The organism is Micromonospora rubida (genome assembly GCF_009908295.1).
Taxonomy (GTDB): Bacteria; Actinomycetota; Actinomycetes; order Mycobacteriales; family Micromonosporaceae; genus Micromonospora; species Micromonospora rubida.
Genome location: NZ_JAAALO010000004.1, coordinates 13,240 through 33,261, shown reverse-complemented (window position 1 = coordinate 33,261; position 20,022 = coordinate 13,240). Strand labels below are relative to the sequence as shown.

Here is a 20,022-nt window from a genome sequence, read left to right as displayed (position 1 = left end):
GGCGCCCGTCACCCCCGGCGGCTTCCGACCACGGGGGCGTGTCGAGGAGCTACCCGGCCACGAGCGGGGGAAACGCCGGTACGGCGGGACGGGTCAGATCGCAGAAGCATTGACGTTCATGCGTGAATTGTCAAGCCGAATGTCGACAAGGTGCCACTCCTGTGCGCATTCACGTACAGAAAGTGAAACTGATACTCCCCTGCGTTGAGGAAGCTGATGACGACCTCTCCCATCGAGCGGGCCGCTGGCTCGTTCGCGGCCGAACTCGCCCGGCAGCGGACCGAGCGGGGGCTGTCCAAGAAGCAACTGGCCACGCTGATGGGCTTCGACCCGTCCTACGTCAGCCACGTCGAGGGGCGCCGGCACCGGCCGACCGAGGACTTCGCCCGCCGGGCCGAGGCCGTCCTGGAGGCCAGCGGCGCGATCTGGCAGCGCTTCCGGGAGTACGACGAACTGCGGCACGGCCGCACCACCCCGCCGCACCGGGACCACCCCGCCCCCGGCCAGTGGATGCCCCCCGGAACCGGGCTGATCGTGGAGCGCGAGCTGGCCACCCTCACCCACACCGACGAGGGCTACCGGTGCGTCATCCGCCGGGAGCTCTACAACGCCGGCACCGAACCGGTGAACCGCTACCTGGTCCGGGTCGCCGTCGACCGGTACCCCAACGACCCCGGCCGGTCGAACCGGCACCACCGGGAACACCCGCTCACCTTCGCCGAACTGCAACTGCTGTCCTACCGGTACGACGGCGGGGAGCCCGAGCCGATGCACTGGCGGGCCAAGCACGACCGGGACGCGGTCAAGGAGATCTGGCTGCTCTTCGAGAACGACGAGGGCCGCTTCCCGCTCTACCCCGGCGACCGGGTCACCATCGAGTACGCGTACCGCGTGGGCCGGGAGAAGTGGGGCCCCTGGTTCCAACGCGCCGTACGCCTGCCGACCCGGCACCTGGCGGTCCGGCTCGACCTGCCCACTGACCTGGACCCCCAGGTCTGGGGGGTGGAAACCTCGCTCTCGTCCGAGGAAGGGCCGCTGCGCCGCCCGATCAGCCGGCACGAGCGCGACGGCCGGGCGATCTTCGACTGGGCCACCGAGGACCCGCCACTCAACGCCCGGTACCGGTTGCAGTGGCGGTTCCGCAGCCGCCCGCCCGAGTCGGACCCCGGAGGACCGGCCGGCGGCGGCCTGGTTCGGGCCAGCGATCGGATGCGAGGGCTCGGTATCGTGCAGCGCGGCGCGGACCTGCTGCGCCAGCCCAGCCGCCAGTTCGGCCTGCCGGCCGACGAGGCGACCGCCCGCGACATGATCGACCGGCTCAGCTCGGCGCTGGTCCGTCTCGACGAGCTGCACCCGTTCAGCAAGGGCGTCGGCATCGCCGCCCCCCAGCTCGGCCTCGCCTGGGCCGCCGCCGTGGTCCGCCCGCCCGACCGGGGTGCCGAGCCCGTGATCCTGCTCAACCCCCGGGTGGTCGACTCGTCCCCGGACACCGACGAGCAGTACGAGGGTTGCCTCTCCTTCTTCGACCATCGAGGGCTGGTGCCCCGGCCGCTACACATCGACGTGGAACACGCGCACTACGACGGTGGCCGGATCATCACCTCGTTCGAGTTCGCCATGGCCCGGCTCGTGGCACACGAGATCGACCACCTGGAGGGCCGGCTGTACGTCGACCGGATGACGCCCGGCGTGCCGCTGGTGCCGGTGGAGGAGTACCGCGAGACCGGCAACCCCTGGCGGTACTGAGAGACGCGTAAGGGGGCGGACCGGGTCGCGTGCCCCAGGGGGCGGAGGCACGCGACCCGGTCCTCTTCGGGGGGAGGAAAGTCTTCGTCCGGGCGGCCCGGAGTATTGGGCGGCCGGCGTATTCGGCGGCCCGGCGTACTCGCCGGATGCGTACGTCGCTGCGCTACAGCTCGCCGAAGGTGTCGTACCGGATGTTCGGCGGCGGCACGTCGTCCCCGGCGAGCGCCCGCAGGGTCGCCCGGACCATCCGGGCCGAGCCCGAGACGTAGCAGTCGTGGGCGGTCCACGGGCCGTACCGGGCCACCACCTCCGAGATGTCGCCCCGCTCCCCGTCGAAGTCCGGCTCCGCGCTGCACGCCGGGGTTACCGAGAGCCAGGGGTGGGTGGTCACCAGTTGCCGCAGCCCGTCCAGCGCGTACAGGTCGTCGGCGTGCCGGGCACCGTAGAAGACGTGCACCCAGCGGGTCCGGTTCCAGCCGGCCAACTCCTCGACCAGCGCCTTGATCGGGGCCAACCCGACTCCGCCGGCGACACACAGAATGTCCCGTTCCGAGGAGCGGTCCAGGGTCATCGACCCCATCGGCGCGGCGACGCGGAGCAGGTCCCCCGGCCTCGTACGGCGCACCAGCGCCCCCGACACCCAGCCCGCCCCCGCCGGCGTCCGGACGTGGAACTCCAGGACGTTGTCGTCGTTCGGGGCGTTCGCCACCGAGTACGTCCGCCACACCCGGGGCAGGTGCCGGGGGACCTCGACGCTGACGTACTGGCCGGCCCGCCAGGGCAGCGGATGCTGGAGGGCGCGGACGGTCAGCACCGCCGTGTCCGGGCCGTGCCGCTCGTGGGTCAGCACCTCGGCGTGCCAGTACGGCGGGTTCTCGTCCGCCGCCGCTCCGGACAGCATCTTCTCGACGATCGCCGCGTACGCGTCCCGCCACGCCTGGTCGTACTCCAGGTTCCAGCCGTCCCCGCCGGTGCTGCGCAGCGCGTCCAGCAGGGCGACGCCCATGGTCTCGTAGTGCGCCGAGTCGACGTGGTACTTCCGGTGGTCCCGGCCCAGCGAGCGCAGGTACTCGTCGAAGCTCTCCGGGTCGTCCACCACCTGGGTCGCCGTGACGATCGCGTCCAGGATGCGATCGCCCTGGCCGGTCATCTCCGCCGGGAAGAGCGGGCGCAGCGCGGGGTCGAGGAGGAAGAGCCGGGCGTAGAAATGACCGCTCAACCGGTCCCGGTCCTCCTCGACCAGGGTCCAGCTCTCCTTCAGCAGCCGCGCGACGTTGTCCAAGACGCTCCTCCTCCTGACGGCGGATCGGGCCCCCATAGAATGTCCACGGAGCGTGCGTGCCGGTCGCACAGAATGTGCGATCCCCTCATACCGCCCCTCGGCCCGTTGTCCCGCCGGCCGTCGGAGTCGGGCACAGTGGTGCGGTGACCGTAGAGCTCAACCGGCCGGCGTCCCGCCGGGTCCTCGGCACGGAGACGCTGCTGGTGCTCGGGCTCTCGCTCGGGCAGTCGGCGGTCTACGCGCTCGTGTCGATCATCGCGAAGCTGACCGCCGACGGGCCGCTGTCGAAGCAGACCGCCGCGCTGAACACCTCCCAGTCGGCCCGCCCCTGGCTCGACCTGACGTACCAGCTCCTCGGCATCGTCTTCGCGCTGCTGCCGGTGCTGCTCGCCGTACACCTGCTGGCGCGCGACCCCGGCGACCCCGCCCGTACCCTCGGGGTGGACCTGCGCCGGCCCGGCTCCGACCTGGCCCGGGGCGCGGGCCTCGCGGCGCTCATCGGCCTGCCCGGCCTGGCGCTGTTCTGGGTGGCCGCGCAGCTCGGCGTCAACGCCACCCTCGTCCCGGCCGGCCTGCCGGCGGTCTGGTGGGCGGTCCCGGTGCTGATCCTCGCCGCCGTGCAGAACGCCGTGCTGGAGGAGGTGATCGTGGTCGGCTACCTGGTCACCCGGCTGCGCCAGCTCCGGTGGCGGCTCGGCGCGGTGATCGCCGCGAGCGCCGTCCTGCGCGGCTCCTACCACCTCTACCAGGGCTTCGGCGCGTTCGTCGGCAACGCCGTGATGGGCGTCGTGTTCTCCTTCTTCTACCTACGCACCAAGCGGGTGCTGCCGCTGATCATCGCGCACACCCTGCTCGACGTGGTCGCCTTCGTCGGCTACGCCCTCCTGCCGAGGTCCTGGTTCGACTGGCTCTGACGGGCCGCCCCGCAACCCGACGCCCGCGCCACACGTCGATTCCGCTCCGCCCCGCCCACCCGGTGGGCGCTGCCGTCAGCGGGCGCGCGGTGGCCGGTAGGCGTCGACCGCCCGGGCGGCCAGCCGCTCGGCGGCGGCCGAGCCGCCCACCGCGGCGGCCAGCACCGCCGCGCCCGGCACCAGCCGGGACGCCACCCGCAGCCCCAGCCACCCCCCGGCCTGCGCGGCCAGCGGCGCGGCCAACCGCCAGGCGGCCTCACCCACCCGGGGCCACGGCTGCTCGACCGGGTCGGTCGCCGCAGCCTCCGCCGCCGCCAACGCCACCCGGGCGCTCTCCGCGTCCGGATGCACCCGGGTCAGCACCAGCAGCTCCACCGCCCGTTCCGGGTCGGCCGGATCCCGGTCGTACGCCGCCGCCAGGTGCAGCACCAGGCTGGCCTGCGTCCAGAGCACCGCCGCCAGCTCCGCGACCGGCGCGAACAGGCCCGCGAGCGCCGCCGTCGCCCCGCCCGCCGCCGCCAGCCGGACGAACCGTCGGGTCGCGAGCCGGGCCAGCCCGTCCGGCGTCGCGTCGGGGTAGACGTCCCGGAGCGACGCCGCCCAGTCACGCGCCCCCGGCCCCAGCGCCCGGACCGCCGTCAGGGCCAGCAGCTCCGGGGCGAAGCCCGGGTGGTCGAGCACCCGCACGGCCGTCGCCCGCAGGCCACCCTCCGGGGTACGCGCGGAAGCCGCCAACCCCGCCAACCCCGCCGTCCCCGCCGTCCCCGCCCCGGTGTCGGCGGCCTTCGCGGCGCTGGTCCCCGCCGCGGGCGGGTGGGCGGTGGCGGTCGGCTCCGGGGAGGCCGGCTGCGCCGGGTCGGCGGTCCTCCTCCGGGCGGGAGTGGCCTTCTTCGCCGCTGCGGTGCCGGTGGTGCCTCCCGTGGCCTTCTTCGCGGCTACGGCTCTCCTGGTCGGCGTCGCCCTCGTGGCTACGGCTTTCCTGGTCGGCGTCGCCCTCGGAACCTCCTCGGCCGGGGCCGTCCCGACTGCCCCCGGCGGCCGGGTCGCCTTCCGAGCGGTCGCCTTCCGGGCCGCCTGGGTGGCGTCTGCGGCGCCGGTGTGCGACTGGTCACCTTCTCCGGCCGTGGCCCCGGCCGGCTGAGCCACCTCGGCAGCGTCGGTGGTGGCCGGGATCGGCCGATCCGCAGCGGACCTCGGGCCCGGCAACGACGACGCCGGCGGTTCGGGGTCGGGCGGTCGGAAGAGCACCGTGGGAGCCGCCTTGGTGCGGCGGGGCCGGGGCCTCAGGGCGCCCGTGGGTGCTTCCTCGGCCGGGACCGGGGAGGGCTCCGCAGGTGTAGGCGGTGTGAAGGTCGCGCGTGGGGAACGGCGGCGGGGTGTGCCCCCAGCAGGCGTGGGACGGGGCGGGTCGCTCGGCGGCTGCTCCTCCATATCGATGGAGCGTAGCGGTGATTTCGACTCCGCACAGCGGGAAGGCGTCCCGGACGGTACGCGTCGTCGCCCCCGCCCCCGGTCGTCCGCGCGGGCGGGGGCGGGAGGCGCTCGGGTAGTCGCTTTGCTCCGGACGGCTTCGGGGCTGTATCCTCGGGCGCGGTGGCTTACGGGCCACCACGGAGACTTCGCCTAGTCTGGTCTATGGCGCCGCACTGCTAATGCGGTTGGGGTCTTAAAGCCCCTCCCGGGTTCGAATCCCGGAGTCTCCGCGCGAAAGCCGGTGTGTAGACTGGTCGAGCAGCAAGCGCCCGTAGCTCAACGGATAGAGCATCTGACTACGGATCAGAAGGTTAGGGGTTCGAATCCCTTCGGGCGCACAAGATCACCAGGGGTCTGACCTGCCGGAATGGCAGGCAGGCCCCTTTGTTTTTCTGTCCCTTGTGGTCGGTTGGGTGCTCGGTGGGTGCTCGTGCGACGAGCATCCCTTGCGTCCGTGCCCGTCCGGCCGAGGATTGTCCTGTGCGGTTGGGTTTTGATCATGGTGTGGCTTGTCGGCTTCCGGGTTCAAATGCTGGGATGCGGTGGTGGCTGTCGGCGATCACTGGCCGGGTTTGTCGTGATCGGTTAGGGTGACGTCGCTTCCCGTCAATGTGGCTGTCGTGCCCATGTGGCGTTGTGGAGGGGCGGGCTTGGTGATCGATCCGCAGCGGGTGGACGATGCGAGACGGGCGCTGGGTGCGAGGCTCGCGGGGTGGCGTAACGCGCGTGGGTTGACCCAGTTGGCGTTGGCGGGGCGGGTGCCGGTTTCCCGGACCACGATCGCTGGCGTGGAGACTGGGCGGCAGTGCCCGGACCGGGTCTTCTGGCAGCGTTGTGAGTTGGCCCTGGGAGCTGGCGGTGAGTTGCTGGCGGGCTATGACGGCTATCGTCGTCTCAAGCAGCAGCTTGATCAAGAGAGAGCTGACGCGGCGCAGCGTGCGCGGTGGGGCGAAGTCGAGGATCGCGTGCCCCCGGCTGGTGTACGTGGTGTTCCGGCTGTTGAGGCGGGGAGGCTGCCAGGCGACGTCGGTGCCGTGGGCGAGCCTGGCGGTCCGAGTGGTCTGACTACAGCCGCGCAGCTCGCCGACGTCGTGGTGGCTGGCGGTAAGGACGTCGGTGATGAGGACGTCGTTAACCTTGCGGCCATGTCCGATGGGCGGGTGGTGTCGTTGCGGGTGAGTCGAAGGGCTCTGCTGGAACTCGCCGCCGGGGTGATGACGCTGCCGGCTGTCACCGCCATGGATGTTCCTCGCTCGTCGGCTGTCGATCCCGCCGTCGTGGACTACTTCGCGCAGCTTCGCGCGTTCCTCGTGCGAGCCGACGACCGGCTCGGCGGCCTTACGGTCCTGTCTACCGTCGAGCAGCAGATCGCGCTGATCGCCGCTCTGCGTCGGCAGGCGCGCGGGGAGCTTCGGGACCGGCTGGTCAGTACACAGGCGCGGTGGAGCGAGTTCGCGGGTTGGCTCGCCGATGACCTGGGAGATCGTGTGGCCGGCGAGCGGTGGCTGGACCGTGCGGGAAGCCTGGCGCAGGAGGCCGATGATCAGGAGTTCTGGGCTTACGTGCTGGCCCGTAAGGCGCAGCGGATGGTCCGCACCAGTGATGAGGACCGTGTTGCCGCTCTGGCTCGGGCGGCGTTCCGCCTGTCTGACACGCCTGCGCTCGTGCGCGCCTTCGCCGCGGTCCAGCAGGCGCATGGCAGCGTTGTCCAGGGAGACGTTGGTGCATTCCAGGCCGCGATCGAGCGCGCGCACTCACTCGTCGCGGACGCCTCGCCGACCAGCGGCGATGACTCTCTCGGCTCGTTCTGCACCCGCCCCTACCTGGCGGCGCAGGAAGGTGAGGGGTGGCTGCGTCTCCAGCAGCCCGACAAGGCCATCGGCAGTTTCACGGCGGCCGTCAACGAGTGGCCCGAGCGCTACCGACGCGAGCGGGGCGTGTACCTCTCCCGCACCGCGCACGCGTACCTCGCGGCCTCGGAGCCCGGCCACGCCGCCACGGTAGCCGCTGAAGCGTTGACGGTGGCGACCACCACGGGCTCGGCGCGGATCCGCCGCGACGTCGCCGCCCTGGCCCGGCAGCTCGAACCCTTCCGCAGTCAGCGGGATGTACGACATCTGCTTGACCAACTGGCCACGGCCGGATGAGCCACTCGCCTGGACCGGCGCAGGTGTCGGGTGTGCCGCATGTCGCCGTCGTGGGCCGCGCCAACATCGACATCACTGTGCGGATCCCCGGACCGCCGGTTCCTGGCCGCACGACGTTCGCCTCGTCTCCAGCGACGACCACCGCCGGCGGCAAGAGCCTCAACCAGGCCTTGGCCGCCAGCCGGGCAGGCGCGCACGCCAGCCTGATCGCCAACGTCGGCGACGACCACTGGGGCACCTTCCTGCACCGAACCCTCACCAACGCGGCCGTTGACGTGTTCTGCTTCCACCTCGTGCCGTCGGCGTCGACCGGAATCGCGCTCATCGAGGTCGATCCCGACGGCGAGAACCGCATCATCCTCGCGCGGACCCCGGACACCGAACTCACCGGCGAGCAGGTAAGCAGCAGACTCGCAGGGCTGCACGTCTCGGTCGTGGTGACCCAACTCGATCTCCCACCCGACGCCGTCGACGCCGTCTTCCGACACCGCCGTGCGCAGATGCTCATCGGCAACCTGGTACCGCATTCCACGCTCGGGGCGGCCGCGTTGGCCCCACTGGACCTGTTCGTGGCGAACGAAGCCGGGGCAGCGGCGATACTCGGTCGCCACCACGACGACCCGACGGTCGCCGCACGCGAACTCCGCGAACTGGGCCCCGGCGCGGCTGTGGTGACCGCCGGCCCGGGCGGTGCCGCCTACAGCGACGCCTACGACACCGCGCTCGTGCCCGCACCACACGTCAACGTGATCAACACCAGCGGAGCGGGCGACACGTTCCTCGGCACTATCGCCGCGCGGCTCGCCCACCAGTTCCCGCTCTCCCACGCGATCGCCGACGGGGTGGCCGCCGCGACGACCTTCGTGAGCAGCGGCGTGCAGCGGTAGCAAACCAGAAGCGTCCCGAATGCTCAAGGTGAAGACCCGACAGGAAGGACACAGTCGTGACTACGGTCGTGGCCGCCGAACCCGTCCATGTCGATGCGATCGCCGCACTTCTTGAAGAGTTGGACACGTTCTACGGTAGAACCGAGGTCGAGCCCCGCGCCGTGCGGATCCGTCAGATCAACGAGGCGCTCTTCGGTGACCCGCCCCTGGCCCATGCCGTGCTCGCCTGGGAAGCGCAGGCACTCGTCGGGCTGGCGACGTACTCCTTCCTGGGGCCAGTCGCCGGCCTGACCCGCTCGCTCTAGCTCAGGGGCGGACCCGGCCGGTGACCCGGTCTTCGTCGGCGTCACCAACGGCCGCCGTAAGTACGGCTGCTCTACGACGTCGAGGTCTACTCCGACACGGTGCCCTGACTAACCCGCGCCCACGTTCGCCGGTTGTCCGCGCTTCCCTGCGCATCACTTGCGGTGGGCTGGCTGCCCGACGACCCGTACGCGGTGGTGCTCCCGCCGGGCGTGCCGGGAGCCCTGGTCACCTGCCCGACCCGGGTGAGGTGGTGCTGGCTGCGTGGTTGATGATGTGGTTATGGGTTCGCGACGCTGGGTGATCGTCGGAGTGGGTGGAGGAGTCGCCGCCGGGTTAGTGGTGGCTGCGGTGCTGTTCGGTCTGCGAGGGGTGGAGGTGGCCAGTTGGTTGGCCGGCGTCGCCAGCCTGCTGGTTGCCGTCACCGCCGTCGTGCTGTCTCCGGCGTGGACGCCCACGCCTACGCCGTCGACTGTGCCCACGCCACCGGCCGGCTCGGGATCGGTTGTTGTGGCGGGTGACGTCACCGGGATCGTCTCGACCGGCGACAGCGGGACGAACATCCAGCACCGGTGACCTGGTGGAAACGGCGCGGTCGGTCACCCCGGCCCGCTGAGCCGGCGACGCCGACAGGTGATCCCATCCCGTCGGGCGGGTGGAGGGCGATCACGGTGGGCAGCGTCTCCGGGATCGTGTCCACAGGTGACCACGCGACCAACATCCAGCACGTCACCGTGGTGTCCGCGGAGGCGCTGGTCGCGCCGGAGGCGGTGTCGGCCCCGGCCGGCCTGCCGTCGGCGGTAGCGCAGGCCGGCGCCGACCTGACCAGTCCCACCACGCCTCTCCCCGACCAGCCGCCGCAAGTGCGCGTCCGCAAGCGGCTGCCATGGATCATCGGTGGGGTCGCGGCCGTGGTCATGCTCTGCTGTGGAATTTGTGCCGTCCCCACCCTGATAGGCGATACGGACGAGCCTGCCGTGGGCAGCGTGAGTCCGAGTTTCAGCGTGAGTCCGAGCCGCGCCTCGGCACCGACCAGCGCGGCTCCCGCACCGAAGCCGAAGGTCTACAGCGGGCGGGGTGACGACGTGGTCAAGGTCGGCGAGCTGACCGAACTGCTGGTCGTCAAGTTCAGTTGCCCACGCTGCACCCGCAACACCGTCCTGAAGTCGGACGGCCCCGAAACCCTGATGGTGAACGAGATCGGCTCGTACACGGGCAAAATGTGGATCAACCTGGAGGACGACGCGCTGACCACCCAGTTCGAGGTGGAGGCGCGCGGCGACTGGACGCTGACCATCGGCACCATCGAGAAGATGGCGACGAAAGCGACCCTCGGCAAGGCCACCGGGCGCGGCGACGACGTGATCTTGCTGGGTGGGGACGCCGATGCCGCCCGGATCACCCACTCCAAGGGGCAGAGCAACTTCGTGGTGAAGATCTACAGCCTGGACACGGGAGTGGATGACCTGCTGGTGAACGAGATCGGGGGTTACGCCGGAACCCTCCCGCTGCAGGCCCCAGCCCTGGTGCAGGTGACCGCCATCGGGATCTGGTCGATCAGCCCGCACTGACTCCCAGGCGGGGCGTCATCGGACGCCGCAGACACTGATGTGAGACACCTGATCTACTTTGGGATCTGAGCAGGGCGAGGACAGGAAGTGTCCGAGCACCCACGGAGCACCGCCGACCTGCTACGTGGGCGGCCGGAGCGTTCGGGGAACCACGTGTACCGTCAACCCGCTGGCGTGATCGCAATATACGGCGGGCGTCCAACGCGCGCACAGTTCGATCCGGCGCCTCGGTGGCGAGGCTCAGGCGAAGCACCTCGGCCACCTGCCGGCCCGTCGCCATGGCATCGACCCCGAATCAACCCGACCGGCGGCACCCGAGCCCTAATCCGTGTGGCGTGCCCTCACAGCGAGGGTTCGCGAAGCGTTGGAGGCGGGCATTCACAAACGACGTGGCTCAGAGAAGGAACATGCGTGACAGCGGCTTCGCGGCTTGCGACCGTGGCATCGCACCATCCGGCCGGGCAGATGTGGGCCGCCGCCCAACCGCCGTTACTGGCCAGGCCAAGATCCTGAGTGACGCTGTCACCGACCACGAGGCACACACCAAGCTCGTCCTGGGCCAAAGCTCGCCCGGTGACGGACGCGAAGACGGGGTTCGACTTCGCGGCACCTACCTCGCCAGAGACCAGGATCCGATCGAAGAACCCCGTGAGCGCCGCCCCGGAGAGCTTCCGGCGCTGGTGGGCCGGCAAGCCGTTGGTGGCTAGCCAGAGTCGATGGTTTCGACGGAGAAGGTTCAGCGTGGCATGGATGCCCGGCAGCGAACGGACGTGTTCGTGTCGAAACACCCGGTACGCGCGCACTGCGGTGCTCGCCTTGTCCAGGTCACCCCGACGCGAGTCGAGTATCGCGCGCCAGACCCGGATCTCATGCTGGCGCAGCGACTCGATGACAGGTTCAGGAAGTCCGGTGTTCTCGCGTGGTAGCCAAAGAGCCTCCCAGCCGCTGACGTGGGCAAGCGGGCCGGTGTGCCGGTGAGGGTGCGCCTTCCACAATTTCCGTATGAACCGCAGGGCCAGTTCGGTCGTCTCGACATCGTTGGGCAAGGCGACAGTCGAAAGCGTATGGACGACTGCTTCTCTCGCGGCCCGGACGTCGTCGATCAGAGTGTCGTCGAGATCCAGGATCATTACCTTCAAGTGCACTCACACCCCCTCCGAATACGTGCCGGACTCGGGGTCAGCCGCGAGGGGAAGACTTGAGTATGCGACTGAAAGCGCGTTCCCAAACGGGCAACACCTCCGTGTAGTCGCTAGTGGCGGCGAACTCCCTCGCTGCCTGCGCCATATGTGTCAGCCGGGTCGGGTCCGATCGCAATGCGGTGACCCTGTCTACGAAGGCCTGGGTCACGATGGGATCTGCGGGATCCCCCTCGATCAGACAGCCGGTGACGCCGTCGATGACTCGATCCGGTAGGGCCCCGGCCGGCGAGCAGATGATCACTGCTCCGGCAGCGGCTGCTTCCATGGCTGCAATGCAGCAGGTCTCCGGGTACGTCGTGGGGTACAGGTAGAACTGAGCCGTCAGTTGGAGCTTGATGAGGTCGGGTTTGGCTAGGCGACCCAGGTAGTGCACGCCCTCGGATGCCATCGACTCTGCGCGCTTGTACAGGGCTCCGGCACGACGCAGGTCTTCCTCGGCTGTTATGCCTCGCAGTAGGTGACTCGATGCAATGAACAGCTCGGCGTCCCGATGCGCCTCGCGGATGGAGGGCCACATGTCCAGCAGTGGTTCCAGGCCGCGCCTCGGGTTCGCGGCATGCAGAAACCGGCCTGCTACCTTGGGCGACTGTTCGGCGTAGTCCGACGTGTTCAGGCCGTCGGCTGTGACAACCCACTCTGCATCCGGTGGGTAACCAAAATCGTCGATATAAAGGTTGCGTTGAAAATCCGAGAAGGCGATCAGGAGGTTGACGTCGCCAGCGACGACTTGGCTGATAAGGCTGCCGTTGGGCGTCTTCAGTCCAAGTTTCGCCGCTCGCACTGGCGCATTGAATCGACCCGGCTCGATCCTCTTGGTTCGCACCCAAAAAATAATCACATCCCGGTACTCATCCTCGGCTAGTTCCGTGAGTGGCAGCCACTGCACGCCGAAGTCCTCGACGCGCGGGCAGTCGGCGTACACCCGCACTTCATGGCCTCGCGCGGCGAGTCGGCGGGAAGACAGGATCATGCCTGTCTCATTTCCGCCCACGCCTTTCGTCGTCAGGTCGGACGGCTGAACGGTCAGGTATCCGGGGTGCGCGATGTCGATTTTCATGGGGCTCCTGAACGCGAAATTCGAAGACGAGTTCTGTAGGAATTGCGGAGCCGTCACCGCCTATCTGAGTTCGAATCAGGTTCGCGCGTTAAGGGCTGGGCCAGCAGTCGCTAGGCGTAAGGGTTGGAGGGACCGAAAAGCATGTCGACGCGTTCGTGCTGCCGGGCGAACTCGTCGCGACGGCGAACCCGCTGCTTCCATAGGACGGCGAGCCACCGCAGAGCGCACGTGCGCTGATTCGCAGCGAATCGCTTGTGGTTGGCGTCCGTGACGCCGAGATCGGGTAGTACCTTCACCCACACCTCGTCGGGTACATCGCGCGCGCTGATGTGCTCGATGTGGTCGGCGGCGTCGAACGCCTGGTTGCTGAATCCGGCGTATTCGAAGTCGACGCAGGCAGCACCGTCGCCGGTCTGGAGCCAGTTGAGCAGGTTCGCGTCGCCGCGGGACAGGACCGGCTCGTCTTGCTCGATGACCACGTCGGCGTCGCCGCTGCTATGCCAGGCGGCAAGCAGTTGCTGCATGGCGGGCGCGAGTGGGTCGTCGGCCTGTTCCTCGAGCAGTTTGGGCCATGCCTGGGTCAACCGGACCAGGTAGTGTTCGCCGCTGTCGATGCGGGGCAGCCCCGCCATCAGCCCGGACAGCGGTACCGCTTGTAGTTGCGTCGTCGTGCGGGCGAGGCCGCGTAGTGCATGGAGCTGGTCGGGTGCTTCGAGCAGCGGAGTGCCGTGCAGTACGGTCATCCCGAGGGCGGGTTCGACCTCGGCCGGGTCGAGCCACAGTGGGACCGGGACGGTGCCGAGGTGCTGCGGCTCGATGAGGTTCAGTGCTGCCCATTCGCGCTCGGCGCGGCGCCGGTCCGTCTTGGTGTAGAACTTGATCACGGTGTCGTCGCCATCCGGCGACGTCCAGCGGTAGAGATCGTTCTGCATGCCTCCGGTAAGGGGGCGTACGCCGAGCGTGGCCAGGGAGTCGCTGAGGGCTTCGCCTCCACGCGTACGTGCCTGCCGGAGTGCAGCGAGCAAGTCCTGGGGGGCCTCGTGGGATCGGGCAGTCATGCTGTCTTCGGCTCCTAAGGTGATCGAGGGTTGATGGACGGCACCGACCGTAGTAGCTGGTTACGCGGTGGGTCTCGCGACGCCGCCGGTCGTGTCACGCCGTGGTGGCGAGTTTCGCGGCGAAGGTCGGCACGGTGGACAGGTCGGCGAGCACCGCGTGATGTGTCTGTTGGGCGTCGAGTCCGGTGACGTTGACTCGATGCAAGCTGGGATCGGCTTGCGCAAGTTCGGTGTACGCATCGTGGACGAACCGGAGGAAGGCGCGCTGCTCCGCGGTGTACGGGTGACCTTGCCGGAGCTCCGCGCGGGCGATGGCATCGTCGGCGGGCAGGTATAGCCATACAGACCGGACCGCAGCGGGGCCGGCGAAGGACCCGACGTTGCGCAGCCACGCGATCGCGTCGGTGGGGACGATGTGGTGCTGCTGCAGGAGCCGGGCGAGGCTGTAGGAGTAGAGGGTGTGGATTCCGCGGTCCTCGATGACGGTGCTGCCGTCGATGAGTGGACCCGCGATGTCGGTGGCGTACGTGTCCGCGCGGATCGCTGCGCCGAGCAGGGTGTCGGTGACGACGTTCTCGTGTCGAGAGAACGGATCACCGGAGTCGAACAGCGTCAGCAGCGCCCGGCCGAGCGGGTCGGCGTCACGGGTCAGGTTGTCTGGCAGGTAGTTGACGGGCAGGCCCTGTCGGGTCAGGAAGTCGGCGAGCTTGCCGGACTGGGTGCTCTTGCCGGCGCCGGGCAGCCCTTCGAATCCGATGAGCATCCGCATCTCCTTGTTCAGGCGTACGTGGTGCCGGCGGTTGCCTGGCGCAGTGTGTCGAGTACCGCGACGCTCAGTCCGGGTGCGGTGACGATCGTGGTGCGAGAGGCGAGGTCGTGGGGCGTGCCGCCGGTGTCGGTGACGCTCGCGCCAGCTGCTAGGGCGATCGCGACGCCGGCAGCCATGTCCCAGTCCCGGTTGCCGAGGGTGATGCTGGCGTCGAGGGTTCCGTCGGCGACGAAGGCGAGGTCCACGGCGGCGGAGCCCAGCATGCGGACCTTCCCGGCGGCCGGGGCCAAGGCGGCGTGCAGGGCGATGGCGACGGCGTTGCGTTCGTCGGCGTCGTCGCCTGTGCCGTAGTCGCCGATGGCGATCACGGCCTCGGCAAGGTTCCTCGTCGCGGACGGTGCGATGGCTTGGTTGTTGCACCAAGCGCCGAGTTCAGCGGCTCCCCAGTAGGTACGGCGGAGTGTGGGAAGGCTGATCACGCCGAGCAATGGCCGGACACCGTCGGTGAGGGCGAGGGAGACACCATAGAGCGGCAGGCCGTGGACGAGGTTGACGGTGCCGTCGATCGGGTCAAGGACCCATCGTCGTCGCGGCCGAGCCGGGTCGCCGCCTGCCTCCTCGCTGTACCGGTCGATGTCGGGGGTTCGCTCTTCCAAGAAGGCGAGGATCTGCTGCTCGATGCTCAGGTCGAGGTCGGTAACCACGTCCTTGGGCCCTTTGGAGGTGACCTTCCGGACGGCGGCCGTCTCTAGGACTCGTGTCCCGAGTTGCACGGCAGCGCGGGCGATATCGAGCAGGTCGGCGAGCTGGCGCGTCATCGGGCGGCTGCCTCCGATCGGGTGGTGTTCAGCTGGTCGAGGTAGCCGATCGCGGCGTCGAGCAGTTCATCGGCGGAGGTGTCGGTCCGCAGCCGCAATGCGGGACCGGTGATCGGGTCTGCGGACTGCTGCAACTGCTGGTACAGGCTGAAGGTGCGGTTGCCTGCGGGGTGGGTGCCGCCGCGTCGGTCGGCGTCGAGCCGGTCGCGGGCAACGTTGTCGGGGCACCAGCAGGAGATGACGGCCAAGGGCTGGCCGAGCGTGGTGGCCAGGTGGGTGACGTCGGCGAGCTGGTACGCGCGGGTGCCGGTGCGTTCGAGGACGACCACGGCGTCCGGGTCGCGGGTGAGCCGTTCCCGGGCGGCCAGATGCAGCAGGGACACGACGAAGTCGTCCTGTTCCCGCTGGTAGGTGACCTGCCCGGACGGGCCGTACAGGGCAGCGCGTACGAGGTCTTTGTCCAGCAGCAGGCAGCGGCCGCCGAAGTGCCGGCCGAGGCTGGTGGCGAGCGTGGTCTTGCCAGTGCCGGGTAGACCGGTCAGTTGCACGATCATCAGTGGCCCCCTGCCAGAGGCGTGTCCTGCGGGAGTTGAGGCCAGCAGGAGCGGATGACTTTCCAGCCCGCCCGCGACGGTTTGTCGAGGGCGGTGGCTGGTTGTGGGTCGGTGTCGTCGAGGGCGTAGTGCAGCGCATCGGCCAGCGCGGGCCAGCGGCGCTGGGAGGCGACGCGGGCCAGGGTGTGCCGGAATCCGTCGTCTCGGTGCAGGACCGGCAGCGGCGCCTGGTGTTCACCGCTGCTGGGTGCGGGTATGCGCCGATCGAGAATCGTGTGAATAGTGGCGTCGTCGCCGGTGTGGGCCAGCCGGGTGGTCAGGTCGAGGGTGAGCCCAGGCACGATGGGGTCGTCGAAGTCGCGGTGCAAGGTCGTGGGGCTGCGGCCAGTGCTGTAGTAGCCGCGGCGGGTGAGCACGTCCGCGGCGGTGGCCGCCGCGGATGCGGGGATGAGGATGTCGACGTCGCTGGACTGCCGGACGCCTGCGCCGGGGTAGAGCAGGGCGGCATGGGCGATGCCGTTGATCGCTGCGGCAGGCACATCGTGGTCGTGCAGCGCGATGATGATCGCTGCGGCTTCCTGGTGATGCTTTCGCGATCGGTGGGCGTTGAGGCGCAGTTGCCCACGCAGGAACTGCTGCATAGGCCGGGGAAAGCTCTGGGTGTGGTGGTGTCGGCTGAGCCAGTCCGCCAACAGGCAGGTCATCTTGGCGTTGATGACGTACTCCAGCACCTCGCCCAAGGGATGGATATCGTCCGGGCCGGGCATCTCGCCGAGTTCCCAGTGAGCCGGTTCGCTCGCCGCCCGCAACAGCCGGTACACGCGCGGACAGCCGGTGGTGTCGGGAAAGAAGCTCTGGACGAGTTCTGTGGCGTTCATCCGGCTACCTCGTTGTGGAGCAGCCGGCCGACGGCGGCGGCCAGCGCGACCGGGTCGGCGCCGGCACGGATGCGGAAACAGGGCTGTTCGGCCAGGACTGCGGCTGCCTGCTCCACATTCCGGTAGACGATGGCGTCCTTGGGGGCTGCGGCGAGCCACTGGTTGGTGTGGGCGCTGGCGCCACGCTGCAGGTCGTGCATGAACATGCGGGTTCTGTTCAAGGTGTCGGTGACCTCGTCCGGGTCGACCCGCTCGACCTGGACCTCGCTTCTGGCTGGGTCGAGCTGCGGCCAGAGCATCATCGAGACGCTCAGGTCGCGGGCGACGGTCGCTCCGGGCTGCATCAGTGCCGGGAAGGCAGGCGGCTCCACGACGATCTTGGTAGGGAACGTCCACCGTTTCTCGGCCGGCAGCGTCTGCTGCTGCGGCGGGACCAGGTGCCGCAGGTGCGGCAGGGCGGTGAGGGTGCCGATCCCGGCCCGCAGCGGCATCGGCCATGGATAGCCGTGCAGGCGCTCGCCGGTGGCGTGGAGCATGAGCCGGTCGTTGGTCGAGTAGTCGCCGCCGAGATGGTGCAGGCTCGCCAGCAGCGTCGTCGTCTTGCCCCGACCGCGGTTGCCCGCAATCAGGACGCCACGCTCGGCATAGGTGAAGGCGGCGGCGTGGGCGTAAACCATTCCGGCTGCCAGCAGTTGCGCGGTCATGGCTTGCCGAACCAGCCGCGGTGCCCAGTCAAGAGCAGCGGAAACGTCGTCACACCAGGCGCAGATCACCTTCGCGGCCGGGTCAGCGTGCAAGAGGGTGCGCCGGGCCGGAACCCAGAACACGTTCTGGAGGGAACCGTGGTGCCGGTACGCGTACGTCTGCGGCCCGATGTCGAACTCGTCCCCGTCGGTGTGCGCACCTGGATTCTTGACGACGTCCGGGTCGTAGTTCAGGTGTACCTGCCAGGTACCGCCGCTGCCCGGAAGTTCGTCGTAGGAGTAGAGGATCTTCCGGGCCTCCTCCAGGACGCCCGCGATGTCGGTGGTGAGCGTGACCGACGCGGTAGCGCACCGGAACGTCGCCGTGTCGGCCGTTGCAGTGGGATTCGGTGTGGTCATCGAGGATCCGTTCGGTGGCAGACAGGTACTTGGTGGCGCGCGTGTGCGACCAGGGCGGCGAGCGTCGCGCTGTCGGCGTTGCGGTAGAAGTCCGGAAGACTTGTGCCGGCGACGATGCCACGCAGCCAGGCCGGCTCCGAGACCGGTTGTGCGGCACCCCAGACGGCCAGACTGTCGGCGGACCCGGTGATTGCGAATCCCTCCCTGGCACGTACCGCGGTGAGCTCGACCGGTGCCGCTCGCCGATACTTGCCTCGATCGCCGGCCGCCGGTGCCTGGTGCGGTGGTGCGGTCTCAGCTGGGAGGTCGGTGTAGAAGTTGAACACCGCAGCGGGGCCGTCGAGGACAAGGGTGAGGTGCCAGCCACCGAAGGGAATGACTGCCATTTCCCCGGCATCACACGTCTGACAGGTCAGGACCGGCTCACCCGAGTTGGTGCGCCATGCGGCCAGCATCAGGACCCGCCCGGTCAGCGTCTGGAAGATTTCGAGCTGCTTCGGGGTGTTCCAGTGCCCGGTGGAGCGGATCAGCTCTCCTCCGGGCAGCTGGCCCGGCTGGTACTCGACCAGGTCCGCGAACCAGTCGGTATCGCAGGCCGTCCGCGGTAGGAGCACGTCGCGGTGCGCGGTATACAGGAGCGGGTCGTGGCCGCCGCAGTAGCCGACGACATCGTCGGTGACGAACACCGCGTCGCCAGCCCGGTGCCGTTGCAGCAGGTCCGACAGCCGGTATTCGGTTCCGGGGCCGGCAGGTCGCAGCGGCGTCAGCAGTGAAGCGGTGCGGGACATCGCGGGGGTCATGACGGCTCCACGATGCCGTCGCCAGCCGTCTGGCATGCGGTCGCCAGCAGGTCGATGAGCTGACCGAGATGGGTGATGACGGGAACGTCGCCTTGGGCGGCCTCGCCGTCCGGCCGGTAATGCACGGCTCGGCACCCGGCCATGAGCGCCCCGTTGACGTCGGTGAGGCGGTCGTCGCCGACATGCCACACCCGCTCCGGCGGGCACTGCGCCCGAGCGGTGATCGCGGCGAACACGCCGGGGTGCGGTTTCGCGATACCGAGTTCTCCGGAGAAGAGAATGTCTGCGAAGTACACGGACAGGCCGAGGTCGTCGAGGAGCTGCTGGTGCACCTCGGCCGAGGTCGCGAGGGTGTTGGAGGTCAGCACGAGCCGGGCGCCGCTCATGCTCAGCGCGGTGAGTGCCTCGACAGCGCCCTCCAGTGGTTGCGGGCACCCACGCAGGGCGGCATGGGTGTGCACGACGCGCAGCACCGAGGCCATCTGTGGCGTGTCGGGAATGCCGAGCGGCCCCCGGATCGCTGCGAGCATGTCATCCAGGACCGGCTGAACGCCGTGCCGCCGCTGCTGGCGCAGAACCTCCCGGTCTGTGGCGCTGACGGCAGCGCGAACCTCATCGAGCGTACGGCGGTGCCCGAACGCGTCGAAGACTCGCGCGAACTCCGCCACCCGCCAGTCGGCGACCGCGCCTTTGTCGGTGTGGTCGATCAGCGTTCCCCACAGGTCGAGACTGACGGTCCACCCCGGCAGGGCTTCGGCGGTCATCATCGGCTCCGTCCCGGACGCTGGCTGCGTATCCACGCGGCGGTCTGCGCAAGATCACCACTGCTCCACAGCAAGGATCCGGGGACCACGCCCGTCGCGCCGGCGTCGGCCAGCGGTGCCACGGTGTCCCGGCGGATCCCGCCGTCGGCGAAGATCGGGACACATCGGCCCGCCGCGTGCAGCAGGTGCCGGGTGTCGGCGATCCGGGCAACGGCGGCCGGGTCCATGGAGGTGCCCTTGGTGCCCAGCGGCGTGCCGATCAGGACGACGGCGTCCGCTGCCGTGAGCATGTCGGCCACGTCGTTTGGCGGGGTGTCGAGGGTCAGGGCGACCCCGGCCGCTCGGCCGGCGGCGCGGATGACGTCGATGGCGTCGGTGGCCTCTCGGGCTTCTGCGTGCACGGTGATCAGGTCTGCGTCGGCGTCAACGAACGCCTGCGCGAGCTGGGCTGGATGGTGCGCCATGAGGTGCACATGCAACGGCAGGCTGGTGTGCGCCCGGACGGCGCTCACCAAGTCGGGGAAGAACAGCGGCTGCGGGACGAACACGGTGTCGGAGGCGTCGATGTGCAGCAGATCGGCGTAGGGGCTGACCCGAGCGGCCTCGGCCCCCAGTGCCGACAGGTCGGCGGACCATAGGGATACGTCAAGCAGGAGCCGGTCGGTCGGCAGCGTGTCGAGGAAAGACGTCATGGTC

General features: G+C 69.5%; 22 protein-coding genes and 2 tRNA genes. 11 read left to right on the top strand and 13 right to left on the bottom strand.

From position 1 onward, the window contains the following. The first annotated feature begins 216 nt into the window (after positions 1–216). Positions 217–1,746, top strand: coding sequence for a peptide deformylase (locus tag GVV04_RS14460; protein WP_161688483.1), 1,530 nt, complete (start codon positions 217–219; stop codon positions 1,744–1,746). A gap of 163 nt (positions 1,747–1,909) precedes the next feature. On the opposite strand, the gene GVV04_RS14455 is transcribed toward GVV04_RS14460, so the two are convergent. Continuing rightward, positions 1,910–3,028 carry a globin domain-containing protein gene (locus GVV04_RS14455; protein ID WP_161688481.1) on the bottom strand — a complete coding sequence of 373 codons (1,119 nt, stop codon included), beginning with the start codon at positions 3,026–3,028 and terminating at the stop codon, positions 1,910–1,912. Between the two features lie 143 nt (positions 3,029–3,171). On the opposite strand from GVV04_RS14455, the gene GVV04_RS14450 reads away from it, so the two are divergent. Next, positions 3,172–3,942: a CPBP family intramembrane glutamic endopeptidase gene (locus GVV04_RS14450; RefSeq protein WP_161688480.1), complete on the top strand. Its 771-nt coding sequence runs from the start codon at positions 3,172–3,174 to the stop codon at positions 3,940–3,942. 75 nt (positions 3,943–4,017) lie between these two features. On the opposite strand, the gene GVV04_RS14445 is transcribed toward GVV04_RS14450, so the two are convergent. After that, on the bottom strand, positions 4,018–4,677 hold the full coding sequence (locus tag GVV04_RS14445) for a hypothetical protein (RefSeq protein WP_201753554.1): 660 nt from the start codon (positions 4,675–4,677) through the stop codon (positions 4,018–4,020). 37 nt (positions 4,678–4,714) lie between these two features. Between GVV04_RS14445 and GVV04_RS14440 the strand changes: the two genes are divergently transcribed. The 9 genes from GVV04_RS14440 to GVV04_RS14400 all read left to right on the top strand — a co-directional run bounded on the left by GVV04_RS14440 (position 4,715) and on the right by GVV04_RS14400 (position 10,323). Next, on the top strand, positions 4,715–5,083 hold the full coding sequence (locus tag GVV04_RS14440; protein ID WP_161688478.1) for a hypothetical protein: 369 nt from the start codon (positions 4,715–4,717) through the stop codon (positions 5,081–5,083). 471 nt (positions 5,084–5,554) lie between these two features. Continuing rightward, positions 5,555–5,645, top strand: a tRNA-Ser gene (locus GVV04_RS14435). Between the two features lie 35 nt (positions 5,646–5,680). After that, a tRNA-Arg gene (locus GVV04_RS14430) sits at positions 5,681–5,753 on the top strand. A gap of 315 nt (positions 5,754–6,068) precedes the next feature. Then, on the top strand, positions 6,069–7,562 hold the full coding sequence (locus tag GVV04_RS33110) for a helix-turn-helix transcriptional regulator (RefSeq protein ID WP_328822388.1): 1,494 nt from the start codon (positions 6,069–6,071) through the stop codon (positions 7,560–7,562). Positions 7,563–7,594: 32 nt separating this feature from the next. Then, positions 7,595–8,449: a PfkB family carbohydrate kinase gene (locus tag GVV04_RS14420; protein WP_161688476.1), complete on the top strand. Its 855-nt coding sequence runs from the start codon at positions 7,595–7,597 to the stop codon at positions 8,447–8,449. Positions 8,450–8,505: 56 nt separating this feature from the next. Next, complete coding sequence (locus GVV04_RS14415; RefSeq protein ID WP_235966218.1) at positions 8,506–8,754, top strand: hypothetical protein; 249 nt, start codon at positions 8,506–8,508, stop codon at positions 8,752–8,754. 132 nt (positions 8,755–8,886) lie between these two features. Continuing rightward, complete coding sequence (locus GVV04_RS14410) at positions 8,887–9,024, top strand: hypothetical protein (protein WP_161688474.1); 138 nt, start codon at positions 8,887–8,889, stop codon at positions 9,022–9,024. Then, entirely contained in the window at positions 9,017–9,328 is a 312-nt protein-coding gene (locus tag GVV04_RS14405) for a hypothetical protein (RefSeq protein WP_328822387.1), read from the top strand. The genes GVV04_RS14410 and GVV04_RS14405 overlap by 8 nt, the downstream gene beginning before the upstream one ends. Before the next feature lie 158 nt (positions 9,329–9,486). Next, positions 9,487–10,323, top strand: coding sequence for a hypothetical protein (locus tag GVV04_RS14400; protein ID WP_161688472.1), 837 nt, complete (start codon positions 9,487–9,489; stop codon positions 10,321–10,323). 341 nt (positions 10,324–10,664) lie between these two features. Here the strand turns inward: GVV04_RS14400 and GVV04_RS14395 are convergent, their stop codons facing one another. The 11 genes from GVV04_RS14395 to GVV04_RS14345 form a co-directional block, all read right to left on the bottom strand. Then, complete coding sequence (locus tag GVV04_RS14395) at positions 10,665–11,453, bottom strand: HAD family hydrolase (protein WP_161688470.1); 789 nt, start codon at positions 11,451–11,453, stop codon at positions 10,665–10,667. A 49-nt stretch (positions 11,454–11,502) separates the two neighbouring features. Next, positions 11,503–12,582, bottom strand: a complete 1,080-nt coding sequence (locus GVV04_RS14390) for a glycosyltransferase (protein WP_161688468.1) — start codon at positions 12,580–12,582, stop codon at positions 11,503–11,505. Between the two features lie 110 nt (positions 12,583–12,692). Further along, a complete protein-coding gene (locus GVV04_RS14385; RefSeq protein WP_268926280.1) occupies positions 12,693–13,640 on the bottom strand; it encodes a phosphotransferase family protein in 948 nt (315 codons plus the stop codon). Positions 13,641–13,734: 94 nt separating this feature from the next. After that, positions 13,735–14,403, bottom strand: coding sequence for a dTMP kinase (locus GVV04_RS14380; RefSeq protein ID WP_161688466.1), 669 nt, complete (start codon positions 14,401–14,403; stop codon positions 13,735–13,737). A gap of 14 nt (positions 14,404–14,417) precedes the next feature. Continuing rightward, positions 14,418–15,227: an inositol monophosphatase family protein gene (locus tag GVV04_RS14375; protein ID WP_161688464.1), complete on the bottom strand. Its 810-nt coding sequence runs from the start codon at positions 15,225–15,227 to the stop codon at positions 14,418–14,420. Beyond that, on the bottom strand, positions 15,224–15,781 hold the full coding sequence (locus GVV04_RS14370; RefSeq protein WP_161688462.1) for an AAA family ATPase: 558 nt from the start codon (positions 15,779–15,781) through the stop codon (positions 15,224–15,226). Before GVV04_RS14370 ends, GVV04_RS14375 begins: the two co-directional genes overlap by 4 nt. Beyond that, complete coding sequence (locus GVV04_RS14365) at positions 15,781–16,659, bottom strand: nucleotidyltransferase family protein (protein WP_161688461.1); 879 nt, start codon at positions 16,657–16,659, stop codon at positions 15,781–15,783. Before GVV04_RS14365 ends, GVV04_RS14370 begins: the two co-directional genes overlap by 1 nt. Then, a complete protein-coding gene (locus GVV04_RS14360) occupies positions 16,656–17,762 on the bottom strand; it encodes a hypothetical protein (RefSeq protein WP_161688460.1) in 1,107 nt (368 codons plus the stop codon). The genes GVV04_RS14365 and GVV04_RS14360 overlap by 4 nt, the downstream gene beginning before the upstream one ends. Next, the gene (locus GVV04_RS14355; RefSeq protein WP_161688459.1) at positions 17,759–18,562 is read right to left on the bottom strand and encodes a hypothetical protein; all 804 of its coding nucleotides are present in this window, start codon (positions 18,560–18,562) and stop codon (positions 17,759–17,761) included. The genes GVV04_RS14360 and GVV04_RS14355 overlap by 4 nt, the downstream gene beginning before the upstream one ends. Beyond that, positions 18,559–19,326, bottom strand: a complete 768-nt coding sequence (locus GVV04_RS14350) for an HAD family hydrolase (RefSeq protein WP_161688458.1) — start codon at positions 19,324–19,326, stop codon at positions 18,559–18,561. The genes GVV04_RS14355 and GVV04_RS14350 overlap by 4 nt, the downstream gene beginning before the upstream one ends. Then, positions 19,326–20,018 carry a beta/alpha barrel domain-containing protein gene (locus tag GVV04_RS14345; protein WP_161688457.1) on the bottom strand — a complete coding sequence of 231 codons (693 nt, stop codon included), beginning with the start codon at positions 20,016–20,018 and terminating at the stop codon, positions 19,326–19,328. Before GVV04_RS14345 ends, GVV04_RS14350 begins: the two co-directional genes overlap by 1 nt. Between the last annotated feature and the right edge of the window lie 4 nt (positions 20,019–20,022).

Excerpts from the sequence above, each read along its gene's own strand:
- GVV04_RS14350 (WP_161688458.1), bottom strand. The coding sequence starts at position 19,326 with ATGACCGCCGAAGCCCTGCCGGGGTGGACCGTCAGTCTCGACCTGTGG.
- GVV04_RS14380 (WP_161688466.1), bottom strand. The coding sequence starts at position 14,403 with ATGCTCATCGGATTCGAAGGGCTGCCCGGCGCCGGCAAGAGCACCCAG.
- GVV04_RS14370 (WP_161688462.1), bottom strand. The coding sequence starts at position 15,781 with ATGATCGTGCAACTGACCGGTCTACCCGGCACTGGCAAGACCACGCTC.
- GVV04_RS14365 (WP_161688461.1), bottom strand. The coding sequence starts at position 16,659 with ATGAACGCCACAGAACTCGTCCAGAGCTTCTTTCCCGACACCACCGGC.
- GVV04_RS14390 (WP_161688468.1), bottom strand. The coding sequence starts at position 12,582 with ATGAAAATCGACATCGCGCACCCCGGATACCTGACCGTTCAGCCGTCC.
- GVV04_RS14355 (WP_161688459.1), bottom strand. The coding sequence starts at position 18,562 with ATGACCCCCGCGATGTCCCGCACCGCTTCACTGCTGACGCCGCTGCGA.
- GVV04_RS14395 (WP_161688470.1), bottom strand. The coding sequence starts at position 11,453 with ATGATCCTGGATCTCGACGACACTCTGATCGACGACGTCCGGGCCGCG.
- GVV04_RS14460 (WP_161688483.1), top strand. The coding sequence starts at position 217 with ATGACGACCTCTCCCATCGAGCGGGCCGCTGGCTCGTTCGCGGCCGAA.
- GVV04_RS14360 (WP_161688460.1), bottom strand. The coding sequence starts at position 17,762 with ATGACCACACCGAATCCCACTGCAACGGCCGACACGGCGACGTTCCGG.
- GVV04_RS14345 (WP_161688457.1), bottom strand. The coding sequence starts at position 20,018 with ATGACGTCTTTCCTCGACACGCTGCCGACCGACCGGCTCCTGCTTGAC.
- GVV04_RS14375 (WP_161688464.1), bottom strand. The coding sequence starts at position 15,227 with ATGACGCGCCAGCTCGCCGACCTGCTCGATATCGCCCGCGCTGCCGTG.
- GVV04_RS14385 (WP_268926280.1), bottom strand. The coding sequence starts at position 13,640 with ATGACTGCCCGATCCCACGAGGCCCCCCAGGACTTGCTCGCTGCACTC.